13 protein-coding genes are annotated in these 18,894 nt (G+C 54.0%); all 13 read right to left on the bottom strand.

Features of this window, described 5'->3' with window-relative positions:
- Positions 1-2 precede the first annotated feature (2 nt).
- The 13 genes from QZR17_RS01460 to QZR17_RS01520 all read right to left on the bottom strand — a co-directional run bounded on the left by QZR17_RS01460 (position 3) and on the right by QZR17_RS01520 (position 18,891).
- The gene (locus QZR17_RS01460) at positions 3-2,306 is read right to left on the bottom strand and encodes a UvrD-helicase domain-containing protein (protein WP_297126721.1); all 2,304 of its coding nucleotides are present in this window, start codon (positions 2,304-2,306) and stop codon (positions 3-5) included.
- On the bottom strand, positions 2,303-5,173 hold the full coding sequence (uvrA, locus tag QZR17_RS01465) for an excinuclease ABC subunit UvrA (RefSeq protein ID WP_297126724.1): 2,871 nt from the start codon (positions 5,171-5,173) through the stop codon (positions 2,303-2,305). Before uvrA ends, QZR17_RS01460 begins: the two co-directional genes overlap by 4 nt.
- A gap of 21 nt (positions 5,174-5,194) precedes the next feature.
- Positions 5,195-6,139 (bottom strand): tRNA epoxyqueuosine(34) reductase QueG, encoded by a 945-nt coding sequence (gene queG, locus QZR17_RS01470; protein ID WP_297126728.1) that lies wholly within the window; start codon positions 6,137-6,139, stop codon positions 5,195-5,197.
- Positions 6,136-9,435: a DUF2723 domain-containing protein gene (locus QZR17_RS01475; RefSeq protein WP_297126731.1), complete on the bottom strand. Its 3,300-nt coding sequence runs from the start codon at positions 9,433-9,435 to the stop codon at positions 6,136-6,138. The genes queG and QZR17_RS01475 overlap by 4 nt, the downstream gene beginning before the upstream one ends.
- A 336-nt stretch (positions 9,436-9,771) precedes the next feature.
- Positions 9,772-10,878: an aminoglycoside phosphotransferase family protein gene (locus tag QZR17_RS01480; protein WP_297126734.1), complete on the bottom strand. Its 1,107-nt coding sequence runs from the start codon at positions 10,876-10,878 to the stop codon at positions 9,772-9,774.
- A 10-nt stretch (positions 10,879-10,888) separates the two neighbouring features.
- Positions 10,889-11,590 (bottom strand): phosphatase PAP2 family protein, encoded by a 702-nt coding sequence (locus QZR17_RS01485; RefSeq protein ID WP_297126737.1) that lies wholly within the window; start codon positions 11,588-11,590, stop codon positions 10,889-10,891.
- A gap of 4 nt (positions 11,591-11,594) precedes the next feature.
- Positions 11,595-12,440 carry a tetratricopeptide repeat protein gene (locus tag QZR17_RS01490; protein ID WP_297126739.1) on the bottom strand — a complete coding sequence of 282 codons (846 nt, stop codon included), beginning with the start codon at positions 12,438-12,440 and terminating at the stop codon, positions 11,595-11,597.
- Positions 12,440-14,287 (bottom strand): BatD family protein, encoded by a 1,848-nt coding sequence (locus QZR17_RS01495; RefSeq protein ID WP_297126743.1) that lies wholly within the window; start codon positions 14,285-14,287, stop codon positions 12,440-12,442. The genes QZR17_RS01490 and QZR17_RS01495 overlap by 1 nt, the downstream gene beginning before the upstream one ends.
- A 6-nt stretch (positions 14,288-14,293) precedes the next feature.
- Entirely contained in the window at positions 14,294-15,001 is a 708-nt protein-coding gene (locus QZR17_RS01500) for a tetratricopeptide repeat protein (RefSeq protein WP_297126746.1), read from the bottom strand.
- On the bottom strand, positions 14,988-16,022 hold the full coding sequence (locus QZR17_RS01505; RefSeq protein ID WP_297126749.1) for a VWA domain-containing protein: 1,035 nt from the start codon (positions 16,020-16,022) through the stop codon (positions 14,988-14,990). Before QZR17_RS01505 ends, QZR17_RS01500 begins: the two co-directional genes overlap by 14 nt.
- Before the next feature lie 12 nt (positions 16,023-16,034).
- Positions 16,035-17,015: a VWA domain-containing protein gene (locus QZR17_RS01510; RefSeq protein WP_297126752.1), complete on the bottom strand. Its 981-nt coding sequence runs from the start codon at positions 17,013-17,015 to the stop codon at positions 16,035-16,037.
- On the bottom strand, positions 17,012-18,019 hold the full coding sequence (locus tag QZR17_RS01515; protein WP_297126755.1) for a hypothetical protein: 1,008 nt from the start codon (positions 18,017-18,019) through the stop codon (positions 17,012-17,014). The genes QZR17_RS01510 and QZR17_RS01515 overlap by 4 nt, the downstream gene beginning before the upstream one ends.
- Positions 18,019-18,891 carry a DUF58 domain-containing protein gene (locus tag QZR17_RS01520; RefSeq protein ID WP_297126758.1) on the bottom strand — a complete coding sequence of 291 codons (873 nt, stop codon included), beginning with the start codon at positions 18,889-18,891 and terminating at the stop codon, positions 18,019-18,021. Before QZR17_RS01520 ends, QZR17_RS01515 begins: the two co-directional genes overlap by 1 nt.
- Positions 18,892-18,894 lie beyond the last annotated feature (3 nt).

Raw genomic sequence — 18,894 nt, forward strand, 5'->3', positions numbered from 1 at the left:
GATCAGATCTTGCGAAGCTTGGCAAACTTAAGGATCATCTGCTTCCTCGATCCATCGTCAAAGGTGACAAGGACCTTGGTCCCGGAGACACTCTGTGAGAAGCCCTCCACCTGCCCCACCCCAAAGGTGGGATGCTCTACTCGATCGCCCTTGCAGAGATCCGCCTCGCTCACTCGGTCGGTCAGCGGCTCGTTGTCCTCCTCTTTCGTCCGTATCACTCGACGGACACGTCTGGGCTTGGGATCAATATGGGGCGAGGACTTCTCTGGAGATGAGGGCATCACTGAGGGTCTCACCTCTCTCGGAGACTCCACTCGAGCTGACGAGCGTGGCAAATAGTCGGTCAGTCCGGTATGATCCTCAAGGTATCGGGGATCTAAGTCAAGGAGGAACCTGCTCGGTCTCTGGTAATCCAGCTGACCATGAGTCATACGGCTCTGAGCATAGGAGAGGATACACTTCTCCTTGGCTCGCGTGATAGCCACGTAGAGGAGACGACGCTCCTCCTCGATGTCTTTCTCCTCGCTATATCGGTCACTGGGGATCAGCTGATCCTCAAGCCCCACACAGTAGACCTCCTCATACTCCAGTCCCTTGGAGGCGTGCATCGTCATCAGAGTGACTTTGGGGGTACCGTCCTCCTTCTGATCAGCATCAGTGTAGAGAGACATATCACGGACAAAGTCCTCAATGGTCACCGGATCGTCAGAGAGCTCGTAGTGAGCATCCTCATACTCCTGCACCGCTGAAACCAGCTCATTGAGGTTGTCCAGCTTAGACAGCGACTCCACACTATCGTCGCTATACATATCAGTCAGCCGTGTGGCGAGGATGAGATGGCTCATATACTCTGCCAAAGTCATCCCGGTGTTAGCCGCCTCGCGTAGCTGATTGATCAGCTCCACAAAGTCGGAGATCCGCTTGATCGGTCCCGCCTTAAGAGCCTCTGCCATCAGATCAGGGTCTGCAGCCACCTCCATCAGGGGCTTATGCTGACTATTAGCCAGATCAGAGAGGGTGGAAAAGGTCATATCGCCGATCCCTCTCTTAGGAGTATTGTAGACCCTCCGGAATGCCTCATCATCACTGGCATTGATAACCAGGCGTAGGTATGCGAGAGCATCCTTGATCTCAGCCCGGTCGTAGAATGAGAGCCCACCATAGATCCTGTAAGGGATAGAGTAATTGCGCAACTGCTCCTCGAGTAGACGGCTCTGAGCATTGGTACGGTAGAGAATGGCTACCTCCTCAGGGGATCTCCCACGCCGGAGGGAGGAGGAGATCATCTCCGCGACCCGCTCAGCCTCGGACTTACCACTAAAGGCATCGAAGAGGGTAAGTTTCTCCCCCTGACCGGCTATTGCTTCCACAGTCTTGGGAATGCGGAAGTGATTTTTCTCGATCAGACTATTGGCGATGTCAACGATATTGGAGGTCGAGCGATAGTTTTTCCGGAGCTTATAGACCACGGCTCCGGGGAATGTATTGCTGAAACTGAGGATATTCTCGATCACAGCGCCACGGAAGGAGTAAATGCTCTGTGCGTCGTCGCCTACGACGGTGAGGATCGTATCAGGTCCCTTCAGTTGCTTAACGATCTCATTTTGCACCCAATTGGTATCCTGATACTCATCGACAAGGATATATCGAAATCTCCTATGGAGCTCGTCCCTCACCTCCGGATGCTGTCTCAGCAGCCGAAGCATATTGATGAGAAGGTCATCAAAGTCCATCGCATTGGCTCTGAAGCAGCGGCTCAGATAGCCCTTGTAGACATCCTCAAAGCGGGGCATCCGACGTAGTCTTGGGTCACTATCCGAGAGGCTACCGGGAGTAAGTCCATCATTTTTACAAGCTGATATGAGTCCGTAGACCTTCTTGGGGGGATAGTCTTTCTCATCCAGCTTCATATCTCGGATGATGACCTTGACCAAAGTCCGTGAGTCACCTGAGTCGTAAATGGTATAATCACTATCATATCCGAGATACTTCCCGTAACCACGGAGCCAGCGAGCAAAGATGGAGTGGAAGGTCCCCATAGGGATCATCCGCGAGAGATCCTCTCCCACGATAGTAGCGATACGGGAGCGCATCTCTCTCGCAGCCTTATTCGTAAAGGTAAGCGCTAACACCTCTGAGGGACCCGCCTTACCCTCAGCCAAGATATAGGCTATCTTCGTCGTCAGGACGCGTGTCTTGCCCGAGCCCGCCCCGGCAATCACCAAACTGTCGTGAGTGAGATCCTCTACAGCCTGACGTTGCTCCTCATTGAGCGTCGCTAAGAGCTCCTCGCTTGTCGTCATCATACGTCTCTTCCTGCCGCCTTAAATTCCTCTCTCAGATACCTTGCCGTGTGGCTGTCACAGCGCTGCACCATTTCCTCAGGTGTCCCTTGGAAAATGATGTGTCCACCATCCTTACCTCCATCGGGACCTATATCTATGATATGGTCAGCTGTCTTGATCACGTCAAGATTGTGCTCAATGATAACGATGGTATTACCTCGATCCACCAGCCTATTGACAATCGTCATCAGCATACTGATGTCCTCGAAGTGTAGCCCCGTCGTCGGCTCATCGAGGAAGTAGATCGTATTGCCGGTATCTCTTCTATTCAGTTCGCTCGCCAGCTTGATCCGCTGACACTCACCCCCGGAGAGAGTCGATGAGGACTGACCAAGCTTTATATATCCGAGACCCACGTCCTGCAGCACCTTGATCTTACTCTGGATGCGGCTTTGACCATCGAAGAAGTCCACCGCCTGATTCACGGTCATCTCCAGTACATCGGAGATAGACTGCCCCTTGTACCTTACCTCCAGCGTCTCCCGATTGTACCGCTTTCCACGACACACCTCACACGGCACATAGACATCGGGGAGGAAGTGCATCTCGATCCGGCGATAGCCATTTCCATTGCACGCCTCACAGCGTCCCCCCTTGACATTAAAGGAGAAGCGGCCCGGCTTGTACCCTCTGATCTTTGCCTCCGGCATCTCCGTGAAGAGATTTCGGATGTCGGTAAAGACTCCCGTATAGGTCGCGGGATTGCTCCTTGGTGTGCGACCGATGGGCGACTGATCCACCTGGACCACTTTGTCTACCAGGTCAATGCCCTCGATCTTATCATACGCCAGTGGCTCCGTGAGAGACTTGTAGAGATGCTTTGAGAGAGCCGGGTAAAGGGTGTCATTGACATAGGTACTCTTACCGGAGCCGCTCACTCCGGTCACTAGAGTCAGCGTCCCCAGTGGTATGGAGAATGGCTCTCCCTGCAGATTGTTACCCTTAGCGCCCAGCAGCGTAAGGCAGTTACCTGAGCCACACCGCCTTACCTTGGGGATCTCTATGTCTTTCTCCCTCCTCAGGTACTGCGCTGTCAGAGTATCAGTCTTCATCAGCTCCTCAGGTGTACCACTAAAGACGATATGCCCTCCCTTGCGTCCCGCTCCGGGACCGATATCGATGATGTAGTCGGCCTGCTCCATAATCTCTCGGTCGTGCTCTACGACTAAGATCGTATTGCCTTGGTCCCGCAGAGACTTAAGAGATCGTATCAGCCGGTCATTATCCCTCTGATGAAGCCCTATCGAGGGCTCATCGAGGATGTATAGGACATTTACCAAGCGGCTTCCCAGCTGAGTCGCCAGCCGTATACGCTGCATCTCCCCCCCGGAGAGGGTGGCAGTGGTCCTATCCAAGGAAATGTAGGTCAGCCCCACCTCTACTAAGAATGAGAGACGGCTCTCAATCTCCTTGCAGATCTCCGTAGCGACGACACGTCTCTGCCGGTCTATCTTTGCCGGGACCGCTTTGATCTCATCAAGCAGCTCAGGGATTGGCATCGACGACATCTCTGTGATGTCCTTGCCATCGATCTTAAATGCCAAAGCCTCCTTGCGCAACCGCTTCCCTTGGCAGCGCGGACAGGGGACATAGGTACTAAATTGCTCCGCCCACTTCTTTGTCTTAGCATTATAGTCCCCCTCCGTCATTTTCTCCAGCAAGGAGACAATACCATTGTACTCGGTCAGCCGCTGACGGACACCGGTCTCAGTGTGATAGTAGAGAGGATAGTCGACACCATTTAGCACATCATCGATCAGCTCCTCCGGATACTCCTCTATGGGAGTGTCGAGATCCAGGTCATGGTGCTTAAGGATCGCATCCATCTGGGCAAAGAGCAGCCCACGCTTGTACTTCCCGATCGGGACCAGCCCCCCCTCTCTCAAGCTGAGCTTCGGGTCCGGGATCACCTTGGAGAGATCCGGAGCGGTGACTACCCCGAGGCCCTTACACTTCGGACAGCTGCCCTGAGGGGAATTAAAAGAAAACGTATTAGGGTCCGGATCCGGGAGCGACTCTCCCGCTTCCTCGTCCATCAGATTACGGCTGTAGTAGGAGGGCTTGAGCCCATCCTCCTGCATATCCTGCACAAGGATGATCCCCTTACCTAAACGAAGTGCCGTCCTGACGCTCTCCTTGATTCGCTCAGACTGCTTGGACACCACCTTCAGCTTATCGATCAGGATCTCTATCGAGTGGTTTTTGTACCGCGACAAGGCGAGACCAGGCTTCAGGTTAGTCAGCTCGCCATCGATCCGTGCAGATACGTATCCCTTCCTGCGGTAGCTCTCGAGTAGCTCGCGGTAGTGGCCCTTACGTGTCCGTACGACCGGAGCATAGAGATAGACCTTATGGTCGGCATAGGTCTCGAGGATCCGCTCTATGATCTGATCCTCAGAGTAGTGGACTAGCTCCTTACCGGTCTTGAGCGAGTAGGCGGTCGCACAGCGGGCGTAAAGCAGACGGAGGAAGTCGTAGATCTCCGTGGTCGTGCCCACGGTACTGCGTGGATTCTTGTTGGTAGTCTTCTGCTCAATGGAGATAACAGGCGACAGACCGGTAATCTCATCTACGTCAGGTCGCTCCAGGTCACCGATATAGCCTCTGGCATACGAGGAGAAGGTCTCTAGATATCGCCGATTACCCTCTGAGTAGATCGTATCGAAGGCGAGGGACGACTTACCACTACCACTCAGCCCCGTGACCACCGTTAGGGAATTGCGCGGGATGGACACAGAGATGTTGCGTAGGTTATGCTCCCTCGCTCCCTGTACCGCGATCCACCCTTTCTCTACAGCCTTGCTCTCTATCGTGCTCTTATCTTTCATAGATATAATGGGCAAAGGTACTCAATTATCAGCGTCGGTGGGAGGATTATTCTCCAGCCAAAGCCGGCAGTTGCGCGTCATCCACTTATAGTTAGCTCTGCGGGCAGGGCTTTGCTGAAATATTCTGTGGTACTCCTCCAGCGACATCTCTGTGATATCCTCGCGACTTAGGTCGAGGATCGTATCGTAGGAGGGGAAGAGCTTAGTCGGCTGTGGTCGGTGATTAAAAGGGCAGGCATCCTGGCAGCTGTCGCAGCCGAAGAGCCTATTACCCATCCGTCGACTCAGCTCCGGCGACACCTCATCGTGGTGCTCGACAGTCAGGTAACTGACACAGCGTCGAGCATCCATCCCCTCCGGTGAGAGCGCACCTGTCGGACAGGCGTCCAGGCAACGATGACAGGAGCCACAGAGCGGTCTACGGACCGGATGCTCCGACTCCAGATCAAGAGTCGTCAGCATCTCAGCAAGGAAAAAGAAGCTGCCCATCCCTGGGATGATCATACAGCGATTCTTCCCTATGAAGCCTATACCCGCCTCGCTCGCCCAATACCGCTCGAGGAAAGGTACACTGCCTGAGATGCAGCGAAATGAGTGTGGCGCCACTCGCTCATTAATCCCTTCGCCAAGGCGTACCAGTGCCTCCGTCAGCACATCGTGGTAGTCCGGTCCGTAGGCATACTTAGCCACCTGCGGAGCCTCCTTGGGCTGCTGCCTCAAGGGATAATACGAAGCTGCCACCACGATAACCGAGCGAGCACCCGGGAGGATCTTGTCGATGGGATTCTTCCTCACCTCGACATTCTTGGACATGTAGCTCATACCCGCCTCCTTGCCCTCCTCAAGCCAGTGGTCGAGGTAGGACTGGTGCTCATCCGACACCTCGCCGAGCCGAGCAAAGCCTACTGCATCAAAGCCATACTCCCTACCAGCCTCACGGATGAGCGGTCGCAGGTCTTGAGTCATTGCTTCGATGCCCCGGAGAGCTGGTTGTATATCTGCAGGTAAGCCTTGCTGTAGTAGTCACAGTCCTTGCCATACTTCGTCTCCAGACCGCCACCATGGGTGCGATTGAGCCGCATGAGCTCCTCCGCAACAATGATCTCACGCTCAATCTCAGGCATACAGGTGATGAAGTCCCTGTCACTGAGACGGAAGAACCAGTCTAGGTCTCTCAGGCTCCGATCAAGCATCAGCGAGGTGATCTCCTCAGCGTCAGCAGTCATCCCTGCATCGTAGAAGGCTCCCACGAGGGGAAGTGAGGAGGCTCCATGAGGCACCACCTCATCGAGGATGGCAGTCCTGGATCGCTTCAGCACCTCCCGTGCTCGGATCGAGTCACCACGGGCTATAAGTCCCTTAGCCAGCGGAGCAAAGATCATGCTCCGGTACGTCTCCAGCATTCGCCGGGCATTCTCATCCATATAGGTCTCTGCGCGATCAGCTCCGGCCCAGCGGAAGCGCTCCATCACATTGGTGTACATCCGCTCCACATCGACCTCACTCGAGGTCCCCTTGGTCCGGATCGGGAGCACCTGATAGGCCATACCGGTCTGTCGGAAGTAAGGGGTAAGTCCCATGCGATTGGACTCGCCGACCGTGATGCAGAAGTAGATCGGTCGCTTCCATTGATTAGCCTCGATCATATCGTAGGAGACCAGCTCCTCCTTGCCGAGATAGCTCTTGCCCGCAAAGTCATAGAGCGTCACCGGACCCTTCACAAGCGCTGTATCACTTGGGTAAAGGATGCCGCGATGTATCAGATCCTCAGGGTCGTAACGAAGGGCCACCTTAGTGCTGGGCAGGTAGTCCACCTTCTGCACAATACCAGGGATATCCTTGGTGGAGGGGTCATCGGAGCCGATGAAGTCAAGTGCGTGCCTCAGCTCCAGCGTATCCCTCATCACCGGCACCACATAAGCGATGCCACGCTTGTCACCCCCATACTCCTTCAGACCCCAAGTAATGGGCATTGGAGCCGCCTCGTAGGTTTGCTTCTTCATCTGCTCGATGTACCAGTCCGCCTGCAGGTAGGAGGAGTTGCAGACCTTCAGGTCAGTCCGCACTCCCTCCACCTCCTGCGCATACCAGAGGGGGAAGGTATCGTTGTCTCCATTGCAGTAGATGATCCCATTTGGCTCGCAACTATTGAGGTAGTTATTCCCCGTATCGGCTGCGAGACGACGCCCTGAGCGGTCGTGATCGTCCCAGTTTTGCCACGCCACTAAGGTCGGCACGAGGAGGCAGAGGGCTGTCAGAACGAGAGCCAGAGCACTCTTCTTCCTGCTTCTCTCCCCGGTGATGAGGTCATAGAGACCGAAGACACCACACCCGATCCAGATACTAAAGGCGTAGAAAGACCCCGCGTAGGAGTAGTCTCGCTCGCGCACCTGATAAGGCGTCTGATTGACATACAGCACGATGGCTATACCGGTCATAAAGAAGAGCGAGAGGATGATCCAGAAATTTTGCCTACTCCGCTCACGTCGGCTCAGCAACTGAGCAATCAGTCCGAGAAGACCGAGTATGAGGGGCAGCATAAAGTAGCGGTTGTGTCCGGGATTGTCGGTCACAAAGGAGGGCAGCTCTGTCTGTGGACCGAGGAAGAGCCCATCGATGAAGGGGATACCTGTGATCCAATTACCCTTCGTCAGCTCTCCCTGCCCCTGTATATCATTTTGGCGACCGGAGAAGTTCCAAAGGAAGTACCTCCAGTACATATAATTGAGCTGGTAGGAGAAGAAGTAACGGAGGTTCTCCCCGAAGGTCGGTAGCGTCACCGTCTCCACCTTGCCTGCTTGATTGACCGTCTTCGTCTCACCCTTCACCTCACCCCAGATCTCATACCCCTCCTTGAAGTGTGGCATCATATTGCTGTAGACGCGCGGGAAGAGCATCTTCATATCGCTCCGGTAGACCAGCGAGCTACTCTCCTGACGCTCGTAGTGATCGGGATCATCGGGAGAGAGCTTATTCGCCCGGGCATAGGTGACCTTGGTAGTGGTCACCGGACGCCCTTGGGCGTCGTACTCCGGCAGTGAGGCGTAGGTCTGACCATAGATGAGGGGAGTACTACCATACTGCTCACGCGAGAGGTAGTATCGGAGGGCAAAGACATCAGCAGGAGTATTCTGATTCATCGGAATATCCGAGTTGGCTCGCACAAGGATCACGCCATAAGTGCTGATACCGGCAAAGAGAAGCCCCATCGCCATCGTCAGGTGAGCTAGCCTGTGAGCATCTGTCCGCTTGGAGTACCACAAATACCAGACGATGGCAGCGATCACGATGATGGGGACGACCCAACCGCTCCCCATAAATGGGATCCCGAGCAGGATGCAGGTGGAGAGGAAGCCCACCCGGAGGAGTGTCATCGGCACGGGTCGTCTCATCGATGCATAGAGGGTGAGCCCCATCACAAGAGCCAGCACGAGGACGTAGCAGATCAGACCGCTATTATAGCTGAGACCAAGGGTATTGACGAAGAAGAGGTCAAAGTATCCCGCCACCTCCGGCACACCCGGGATGATCCCAAAGAGGATCACTGCGATGAGGACAAAGGACAGTAGCGTAGCTACCAGTCCACCCCTCCACGTTGCCTTTTCCGTCCGCTTGAAGTAGTACACCAGTGCCATCGCAGGGATAGCCAGCAGATTGAGCAGGTGCACACCCACACTCAGTCCCATAAGGTACGCTGTCAGCAGGAGCCAGCGATCCTCCTTGATCGGATTGCGCGTCTCCTCCCACTTCAGTATGAGGTAGAAGACGAGAGCTGTGAAGAAACTCGAGAAGGCATACACCTCACTCTCCACCGCACTATACCAAAATGTGTCAGTGAAGGCGTAGGTGAGCGAACCCACCAGGGCACTACCCAGAGCGATCCACGCATAGTCGGCAGGCATCTCAGCCTCCTCACGCCACGAGGCAGTGCGGAGGATAAAGGACCGCCGGATCAGGTGGCTTATCGTCCGGAAAAGAAGTAGTATCGTCAGACCGGAGAGGAGCCCACTCAGCGCATTGCCCGCAATGGCAATCCAATCGCCATGAGCTGGGAAAAGCTCAGCAAAGGCATTGTACGCCAGCATATAGAATGGCGCGCCCGGCGGGTGTCCCACCTCTAACTTATGGAAGGTGGTGATAAACTCCGGACAGTCCCATACCGAGGCACTCTTCTCCATGGTCACCCAGTAGACGATGGCAGAGATGGCAAAGACGAGCCAGCTCATACCACGCTCCAGGCGCTTATAGTTACTTCGTTGCATGCTTATCTTCTCAACCAATCGTGACATCACGATCAGTTGCAAAAATACCAATTTTTAGCCCAATGCCCCCTATGGAATGCCAACGCTCGTGCAACTAAGGAATGACCACAAAAGGGTACTCAAGGGCAGGGACTCCCCCTAAAACCAAAATTGATCTGAGAGAAATCTAATACCGATATTAGTGAATCCTTATACCGGTATTAGAGAATACTAATACCGGTATAAGAAATACCCCTGAGGAGGTGGTCGCTATCAGACTATTGCAAAATGGCATCGGACCAATGTATGTGACTCTTAACTGAGGAACTTGGTTTTTCAGTCAGGCGAATAAGACGCTTACAGCCAGTGTGACATAAAGTCACTCATTTCCTTGGCCTTAGCCTCTAAGCGTGTCAGGTAGACAAACTGAGCCCACGCACGATCCCAATTGTGGTCCTTGTAGTCCGTCTTATAGTAGGTATCCCCATTGATGTAGTCGGTCAGGAATCGGACCGCCTGCATATAAGTCATCATACGACCGCCGTAGGGGATAAGTCGTGTCTCCGTCTCCGTGAGGAAGCTACTTGCTGAGGACATATAGCCCTCCACATACGACTTGAATATCTCCATATCCACACCAATCCTGGACTCATCGGTCTCATCCTCGGCACCGGTATTCACAGCAGTGCGGATGAAGTCTCCGACATCGGAGAGGATGAAGCCGGGCATCACGGTATCGAGGTCAATCACCGTCAGCACCTCTCCGGTCTCTTTGTCGAAGAGTATGTTATCCACTTTTGTATCTAAGTGATTGATATGCTTAGGTAGCTTTCCCTCCTCGTACAGTCTCTCCTGGATCAACATATCATCGGAGCGATCATCCAGCTCCTTGACAAGCTTACGTACACGGTCCTCAGCAGCTCTACCTACACGATCTTCTCGGATGGCATCAGAGAGCTCTCTGAGCCTAAATGCCATATCGTGGAAGCGGGGGATCGTCTCACCCAGTGTGCCCTCCGGCACATCAGCAAGACGGCTCTGAAACTGTCCGAAGGCCCTCCCGGCAGATCGTGCAGACTCCGGTGTGACTGTATCCACGGTAAGTGATCCAGGGATATAGAGCATCACGCGCCAGTAGGCTCCCTCGTAAGAGGTATAGCGCTCCCCACACTTCGTGCGTAGGAATGTGCAGACGTGTCGGCCAACGTCCTGATCACCCTCAGCCTCCAGCTTTTTCCTAATGTGCTCTGTGACTGTGAATATATTCTGCTGAAGGGTGTCTACATCCCGGAAGACTTGATGATTGATCCGCTGGAGGACATACTTGATACGCTCCACACCATCAGGGCACTTAACTGTAACACGGAGAGTATCATTAATATGACCATTCCCAAAAGGCTCTACGCCAACTACTTCACCCTCGATAGGGAATGCATCCAAGATCGCCTGATAGTTTTTTGTCATAATGTTAAGTTTAGAGATACAAGATGGGGTATACGATAGGTCCCAAGATCCAAAAGGCGAGGAATAGGATCACAAGAGAGAGTGCAATCTTATCGATCCTACTGCGAGGAGTTATATAGCAGACCGACTTCTGTCGATCTGGGATCTTGAAAAAGCTGTGGCGCGTCTCACGATAGAGGTAGTACATCATAATACCGACGAGGGTACCACAGAGACACCCCGCGATGACGTCTGAGAGAAAGTGGACACCTAAGTAGACGCGTGAGTACATCGTAGTCAGCACAACGATCGTCATAATTATGGAATAGCCCCTATGCCTCATCAGCAACATCGTGAAGGCCCCAAGGGCTGCAAAGTTGGTGCTATGACCGGAGATAAAGCCGTATAGACCTCCTCCTGAGTGTCCCATGACCGTCTTGACGACATCCTCCGTAAAGGGATGAAGGGTCGGGCGGAAGCGCTGGAAATAAGGCTTAAAGACAGCCGAAGAGAGCTGGTCAGAGATCACCATCATCAGTGCGACAAAGAGGATAAGCAACAGGCACTCCTTGGCCTTTTGCCGATAAAAAAGCAACGTGAAGAAAAAGATCAGGAAGAAGTACCAGATCCGCTTGTCGGAGAAGGTGAACATCACCGAGTCCAAATAGGCACTGTGAGGGCTATTGAGCCAGAGAAAAAAGTCTCGCTCCAGCAGGGCTAAATTCTCTACCATTCTATCAGTCGCTAAAGTCGTTGATTAAGTCAAAGGTCTCCTCGGGGACCCAGCCGACTGTCCCGTCAGCAAGTCGTATCTCAGCGTAGCCCCCTACTCTACCCAGCACCCTAACCTTATGCCCCTCGTGCACTACCGCAATATCCTGCGACGAGGAGTCGGGAGAGCTCTGCAGAGTGATCACAGGGGCCGTCAGGATCGCCTCAGAGCGATCAGTGATAAACCGATAAGATCGGTACACAAAGAGATTGAGGACCAGGCATAGTACGAGAGCGACTAACCCGGCATAGAAGCCTATACGCCTCTTAGTCTCACTACGTCCGTAAGCAAAGAGGAAAATGAGTAGGATAAAGATCACAAAGGAGCCTAAGGCAAGGCTCATCCATACCGGTAGAGAGAACCAGTGCGTCATCCCGTCCATCATCCGTGAGAGCATCTGTGATCGGGGCTGCTCTACCTTCTCGGCCATATGGTCGGCGAGGAAGGCAAGGTTGTAGCGGGTGTCAGCGTCAGAGGGATCCAGTCTGTAGGCGCGCTCGAGACTGAGGATGGCGCTGGAGAGCTGACCATCCTTATAGTATGCACAGCCGAGATTGTAGTACAGCTCGGCGGAGGGCTCAGGCGAGAGGCTGAGGCACTTCTCGTAGATCGATATAGCGAGGCTGTACTTTTGCTCACCATACGCAGTCGTTGCCTCATCCATCAGTCTCTTGATGTCGGTCGAGGAGACTGCGCCATCAGTGAGTGCCACGACGTCGGTACTATCTGTAGGAGCCGTCTCCTGAGCAGAGGCAACTCCACTGAGGGAAATAGAGAGGAGAAGGATGGGAAGTATCAGTAGTCGTTTCATCAGTCTATGATCTTGATTTTAGAGGCCTCAATGCCATCAATGACCTCCGATGAGGTCTTGTAGAGCTCATCCCTTAGCCCTCCCTCCTCTGAGGGTGCAAAGCGAGCCAGCTCAAGGTCTGACTGTACGGAGAGGGTCCGGCTCACAAGCTCATCGGACAAGCCATTAACTCGCATGACCTCCGCAATACGTTCCTTAGAGAGATCGGAGGGCGCGATATGGAGCTTGGCACAGAGGTAGCTATTGAGACCATTGAGGAGTGCCTCATAGTAGGCCATATTGTCGCCCTTGGCGCGCTCCTTCTCCGCCAGCTTGAGATACTTTCGCGCCATCTTGCCGGCACGACGGGCACGATTGTGGGAGTTCTCGACCGATCCGGCTCGGCGGGAGCGAATGAGGAAGAAGGCAATCATACCTATAAGGAGTACCACGCCATAGAGCAGCCAGTATGTCCTGAGGCTGACTCGTGAAAGATGGGTAAGCCTGCCGGTAGGCTTGAGGTAACGAATGTCGTTGCCCAAGCGCTTGAGGGCATCGTGGCTACCGAAGGCAGAGCCATCCGACACAGCCGATCCGCTGCCTTTCTCTACCTGGATTTTCTGTGCAGGGATCACTTCACGCTTGTAGGACCCAGTCCTGGGGTCAAAGTAGGAGTAGGTAACCTCGGGAATGGTATAGGTACCCTCGTACCTCGGGATGGCGAAGTACTCGATGGACTTCCAGCCGGATGCTCCTCCCGCCGTGACCTGGATGTCGTCCTCCTCTTGAGGATCATAGACCTCAAAGCCCTCGGGCCACTGCACCTCAGGGAGGGTAGACAGCTTAAGATTTCCCTCACCACTGAGAGTCAGTTTCATCTGTACACTCTCACCGGTCTTCACAGGCTGGTGAAGCCCATCGGAGGTGAGCCTGAAGTCGCCGACAGCTCCTGTAAAGTCGTCAGGCTTCGGCATAGGGAGGGGCTTCACATTGACCGTAAAGGGCTTGGTGGTCACCTTTTTCCGAACCCTCTGGTAGGAGTCAAAGAAGCCGGAGAAGAAGTCCTCGGGATCATTATTCTGCGAGGGAACCGTCACAAGGAGGCCAAAGGAACCTGATGGGACGCTGAGCTTACCGGGCTTTTGAGGAAAGAGAAGCTGACGGAGGAGCGTCACTGTGTAGTAATTTTTGCCCCGATACTGCTCTATGTCGAGCTGTAGCGGACCAGTCTGTGGGATCTCTTGCTTGACAAATCCATCGTACTCGGGGAAGTTGGCGCTCTCGATCTGGATCCCTTGATATCTCGAGTAGAGCTTGTAGGTGACGAGGAGGGCCTCCTGCTCATAGACGGTCGTCTTACTCACATTAGCCACCACCTGCAGGGCATCATTGCTCAGGTGGACCGCCTCAGCGTCGGAGAGCTTACCCTCACCCTCATCGCCGGATGCACTTGATCCGGAGGCTCCAGGAGAGGCGGCAGATGGCTCATAGACCTTGAAGGTCGTAGCCCCCGATCGATAGCTGGCGCCTCCGACCTTGACAGTAGCGGAGGGGAGGCTGTAGGAGCCGGCATGATCAGCTATCAGAGTGTAGGTGAATGAGGTTGAGGAGGAGCGGGACATCTTACCATTGATGATGCTGGTACTCGAGGATCGACTCACCGCAGGTCCATATAGGACCTCTAATCCTGATGGGAACGCCCACTGAGGATCGGATGCCTTGTCACTCACGATCAGCTGGATCCTGAAGGGCTCCCCGACGACCGCTTCCTGGGGCGGTGAGACCCGTACAGTTACCTTATCCGTCGCCTGAGCAGTCAGGGAGAGGATGAGGAGGCTTGCGATTATATAAAATACTCTACGAGACATAGTGGATTACCAATTCTTGCGACGACTGCGCCCTCTCTGCTGCTGAGCCTGCTCGAGCTTATGCCGGGTATTCTTCTCATCCTTTTGGAGGGCTTGGAGGATCCTACTGGCGGTCTCTTGAGACATCTGATCCTGACTGGGCTGCTGAGGTTGCTTCTGCTGATCTTTCTGCTGATCCTGCTGGTTTTTCTTCTGATCCTGCTGGTCTTTCTTCTGATCCTTATCCTGATCTTGCTTCTGATCCTGTCCACCACCGCCATTTTTTTTCTGATTCTCCAGTAGCTTCTGAGCGAGAGCGAGGTTGTAGCGCGTGTCCTCATCGGAGGGGCGCCTACGAAGTGACTCCTTGTAGTACTCGATCGCCTGCTCCAGCTGCTTAGTTCGGAAAGCGGTGTTGCCGGCGTTGTGCGTCAGATCGGCCGCCTCAGTAGGAGTGAGCAGAGACAGGTGCGGAGCGAGAGACTGGTAGAGTTTGCCTGCCTCCTCTCCTCGATCGGTCCGGTAGAGGACATTGGCAAGATTGAAGATCGTGGTGCGGTCGCTCTTATTGAACTCAAGAGCCTTGCGGTAGTCTATCTCAGCCTTGGAGTACTCCTTGGAGCGATAGAGCTTATTGCCGCTGCGGGTCAGGTCCCGGACCTGCTTCTGCCCCCACAGGGGGAGACAGAAGAGAGTGGCAAAGAGGATCGACAGCAAGTACTTACTTCTCATCATCACGCTTTATGTCAAAGATATTAAACCGCCTGAGGAACCTATTCTTATGATCCAGCATCAGCAGGTCTATCATGAGCAGGAGCAACGCCGGTATCAGGAAGTAATAATAGACATCCGCATAGGATCGGTAGACGGTGGTACTCATATCCGACTTCTGCAGTCTGTCGAGGCTCTTCTTGAGGAGTCGGACAGCTCCGGAGACATCCTGAGCATGGATATAAACCCCATCGGCAGTCTCAGCAATCTGCTTGGCGAGCTGCTGATTGAGGCGAGTAACGACCACCTTACCCTCTTCGTCCGTCAGATACTCACCATTCCCCATCGGGATCGGTGCACCCTCCTCAGTCCCTACACCGAGGACGGAGATGAGGATTCCTTTCTCCTTAGCAGCCTGAAGCGCCTCCTCCACATCTCCATCAAGATTCTCCGCATCGGTGATCAGCACCAGCGCTTTCTTCACCTCCTTGTCCGATGAAAAGCCTCTGGTAGCCAGCTTGATTGCTTCACCGATAACGGTCCCCTGAGCAGCTATGAGGCTTGGATCAGCAGACTGGAGAAACATCTTGGCGGAGACGAAGTCCGACGTGATCGGTAGCTGGATGTAGGCTTCCCCGGCGAAGTAGATCAGACCGATCTTGTTATTAGCCAACTCGTCCGTCATGCGAGACACTATGTTCTTGGCTAACTTGAGACGGCTCGGGGTAACGTCCTTGGCAAGCATCGAATTGGAGAGGTCGAGAGCGACGATCATCTCGATGCCCTCCAGCTTTACCTTCTCCGGCTTTGATCCCACCTGTGGGCGGGCAAGCGCCACCACGATGAGCATACCGGAGGCGATGAGTAGGATGTCCTTCGTCAGTTTTCGTCTCAGAGAGAGATCGGGCATCAGCTGGCGAACCAGCTCTGTCTCACCGAAGTTCTTAAGCTTCTTCTTGTCCCTCCTGATCCTCAAGAATGCCCACACCAAGAGGAGCGCGAGAGGCACGAGCAAGAGCAGTATGTAGGGGTATAAAAATCGCATATCCTCAGTATATCACGGCATCGTACGGAAGGCAGTCGTCCTCAAAAGGATCGCCCCAAATAGGCAGAGTAGGGCGGCACAGAGCCAGGGCATAAAGTGCTCAGACTTCTCCGTGTAGTTATGTACCTCCAGCTTGATCTTCTCCATCTGATCGATCTGGTCGTAGATCTCCTCAAGGCTAGAGTTGTCCGTGGCCCTAAAGAAACTACCACCGGTGGTTTCAGCAATGGTCCGGAGGGAGCTTTCATCGATCTCCACCGGCATCATCTGATACTCGATACCGAAGTCCGTCATCACGGGATAGGGAGCCTGCCCCATAGTACCGACAGCGATAGTGTAGACTCTGATCCCAAAGCTCTTCGCAATCTCAGCCGCCGTCATAGGGTCGATGGTTCCGGCGTTATTGGTTCCATCCGTAAGGAGGATCACCACCTTACTGTCACCCTTCTGGTCCTTAAGTCGGCTCACTGCGGTGGCAAGACCATCACCGATGGCTGTTCCGTCCTCCAGCAGTCCTATGTCCACCTGACTGAGGAGGCTGAGTAGGATGGCGTGGTCTGTAGTGAGGGGGCACTGGGTAAAGCTCTCTCCGGCAAAGATCACCAAGCCGATGTTGTCATGCTCGCGAGAGGAGATAAATTCGCCAGCCACCGTCTTTGCCGCTTCGACACGATTGGGCTGTAGGTCTCGGGCAAGCATACTCCCGGAGATATCTAAGGCCATCATAATATTGATGCCCTCCGTCTCACTTGACGACTTGCTACTAAAGCTCTGCGGGCGGGCAAGTGCCACCACCATACACGAGTAAGCGCTGAGCAGCAGGGCAAAAGGGATCCACGTCAGGCGTGAGCGCAAGCTACGACGCATACCGCGGAAGGCATTGGCGGTGCTCAGCGTAAAGGTTGCTGGACGCTTCCGCCTACGTAGATACAGGTAGACGAAAAGCGGTAAGAGCAGTAGGAGGAGAAAAAAACAAGGATGTGCAAATGTCATAGTTTGTCCTCTTTCTTATCCTTATCGTCCTCCTTAGCCTCCACCTTCGGTCTATGCTCCTCGACAAAAGCTCGAGAGGCACTCAAGAGACCCACATTCTCCCCCATCTCCGGACGATACTTGGCAAATTTCGCCAGATCGGCAGTAGTCAGGATACGACTTAGGTCATCATACATACGCTCACGCCCGATGTGAGATCGGAAGAGCTCCAATATCTCCGACGAGGTCTTCTCACCCGTCTCAAAGCCATAGACCCGCTTGAGGTAGCGACGCAGAATATCTGACATCTCGGTGTAGTACTCCTTCACTTGATCGCTCTCCCAGAGCTTCTCGTCCTTGAGCTTCGCCAGCTCCTCCACCGCTTCCTCGTAGGGATCGCGGAGTGGCTCCTTGGCTATGGTAGACACCGCCACGGCTCCCTTCTTTCTGCAACTTACAAAGTAAGCGACCGAGACGAAGAGCAAGGCGATGAGACTCAGAAGAGCGTAGAAGAGTGCCACATAGTAGAGATAGTCCCAGAGGACAAAGTCAGCCAACCACTGGGGCTTGATGTCCTTAATCTCATCCGGGTGCTCAAGGTCTACGGGGACGGTCCCGACCATGAGGATCGGCTGATCCTGTGCCTCCACCGGCTTGTCCGCAACTAACGCTGCAATATGCTCAAGCGTGTACGAGGCGGAGTCAAAGGAGGTGAGCGTCACCTCGTAGACGATCTGACGCAGTCGGTCACTGATCATCGTCGTATCACCAGTGGCAACACCCAAGATCTCCACCCCTGAGACCAGAGTATCTGCGGGCAGTGCGAGCTGGATCTCCCTATCCGCCGGGGCGACGACACTCACACTAAGAGTGGTCTGCTCACCAATTAGGATCTTCGTCGGCTCCAGTTTCGGGATAACACGCACCTCGTCCTGTGCGAAAGCGCTTCCGCACACAGACGCGAGCAGAAGGAGGGCAATCAGGCGACAATGCCGGAGGCGATGGGTCATACTTATATCAGTCATCAGATCCGAGGGTGAGTAAAGAGTCGCTGCAGTCTCGGGACATAGTCCTCCGATGTTGACACGCTCGCATATCCGATATTGTACTTACTGAAGGTCTCCCTCAGCTTGACGGAGAGCTCCTGCCAGTAGTCACGATACTGTTTCCGGACAGACTTAGAGGAGCTATCGATCATACGTACTTCACCTGTCTCTGCATCCCTGACACGAAGCAGTCCGACGATCGGCAACTCTGCCTCGTGGGGATCGTAGACCTGCATAGCGAGCAGGTCATGCTTATTACGCACCACTGCCAGAGTCTTAGCATAGTCACTCCCGTCGATAAAGTCGGAGAGGAGAAAGAGGGTACAGCTCTTGCGCTGTACATTGTGTGCAAAGCGCAGAGCCACGGAGATATCAGTCCCCGACCCCTCAGGCTCGATAGAGAGGATCTCGGAGAGTATCGTCAACACATGCTTGTGTCCCTTTGACGGGGGGATATACTTCTCCACCCTATCGGAGTAGAAGATCACACCGACATTATCATTATTCTTTATGGTACTAAAGGCGAGCGTGCCGGCGATCTCCGCCACTCTTTGCCGCTTCGTCATACCTACGGTACCGAAGTGCTCACTCCTCGAGATGTCGACGAGAAGGATCATAGTCAGCTCGCGCTCCTCCTCATAGACTTTGACGTAAGGGCGAGCATATCGTGCGGTGACATTCCAGTCGATATCCCGCACATCATCCCCCGGCTGGTACTCTCTCACCTCACTAAAGGACATACCTCGTCCCTTGAAGGCTGAGCGATACGCACCGGAGAAGATATCCTCCGACAGACGACTCGACTTGATCTCGATCCTACGGAGTCTCCTTAGCAACTCCTGTGTATCCATCAC

The organism is uncultured Porphyromonas sp. (assembly GCF_900541275.1).
Taxonomy (GTDB): Bacteria; Bacteroidota; Bacteroidia; order Bacteroidales; family Porphyromonadaceae; genus Porphyromonas_A.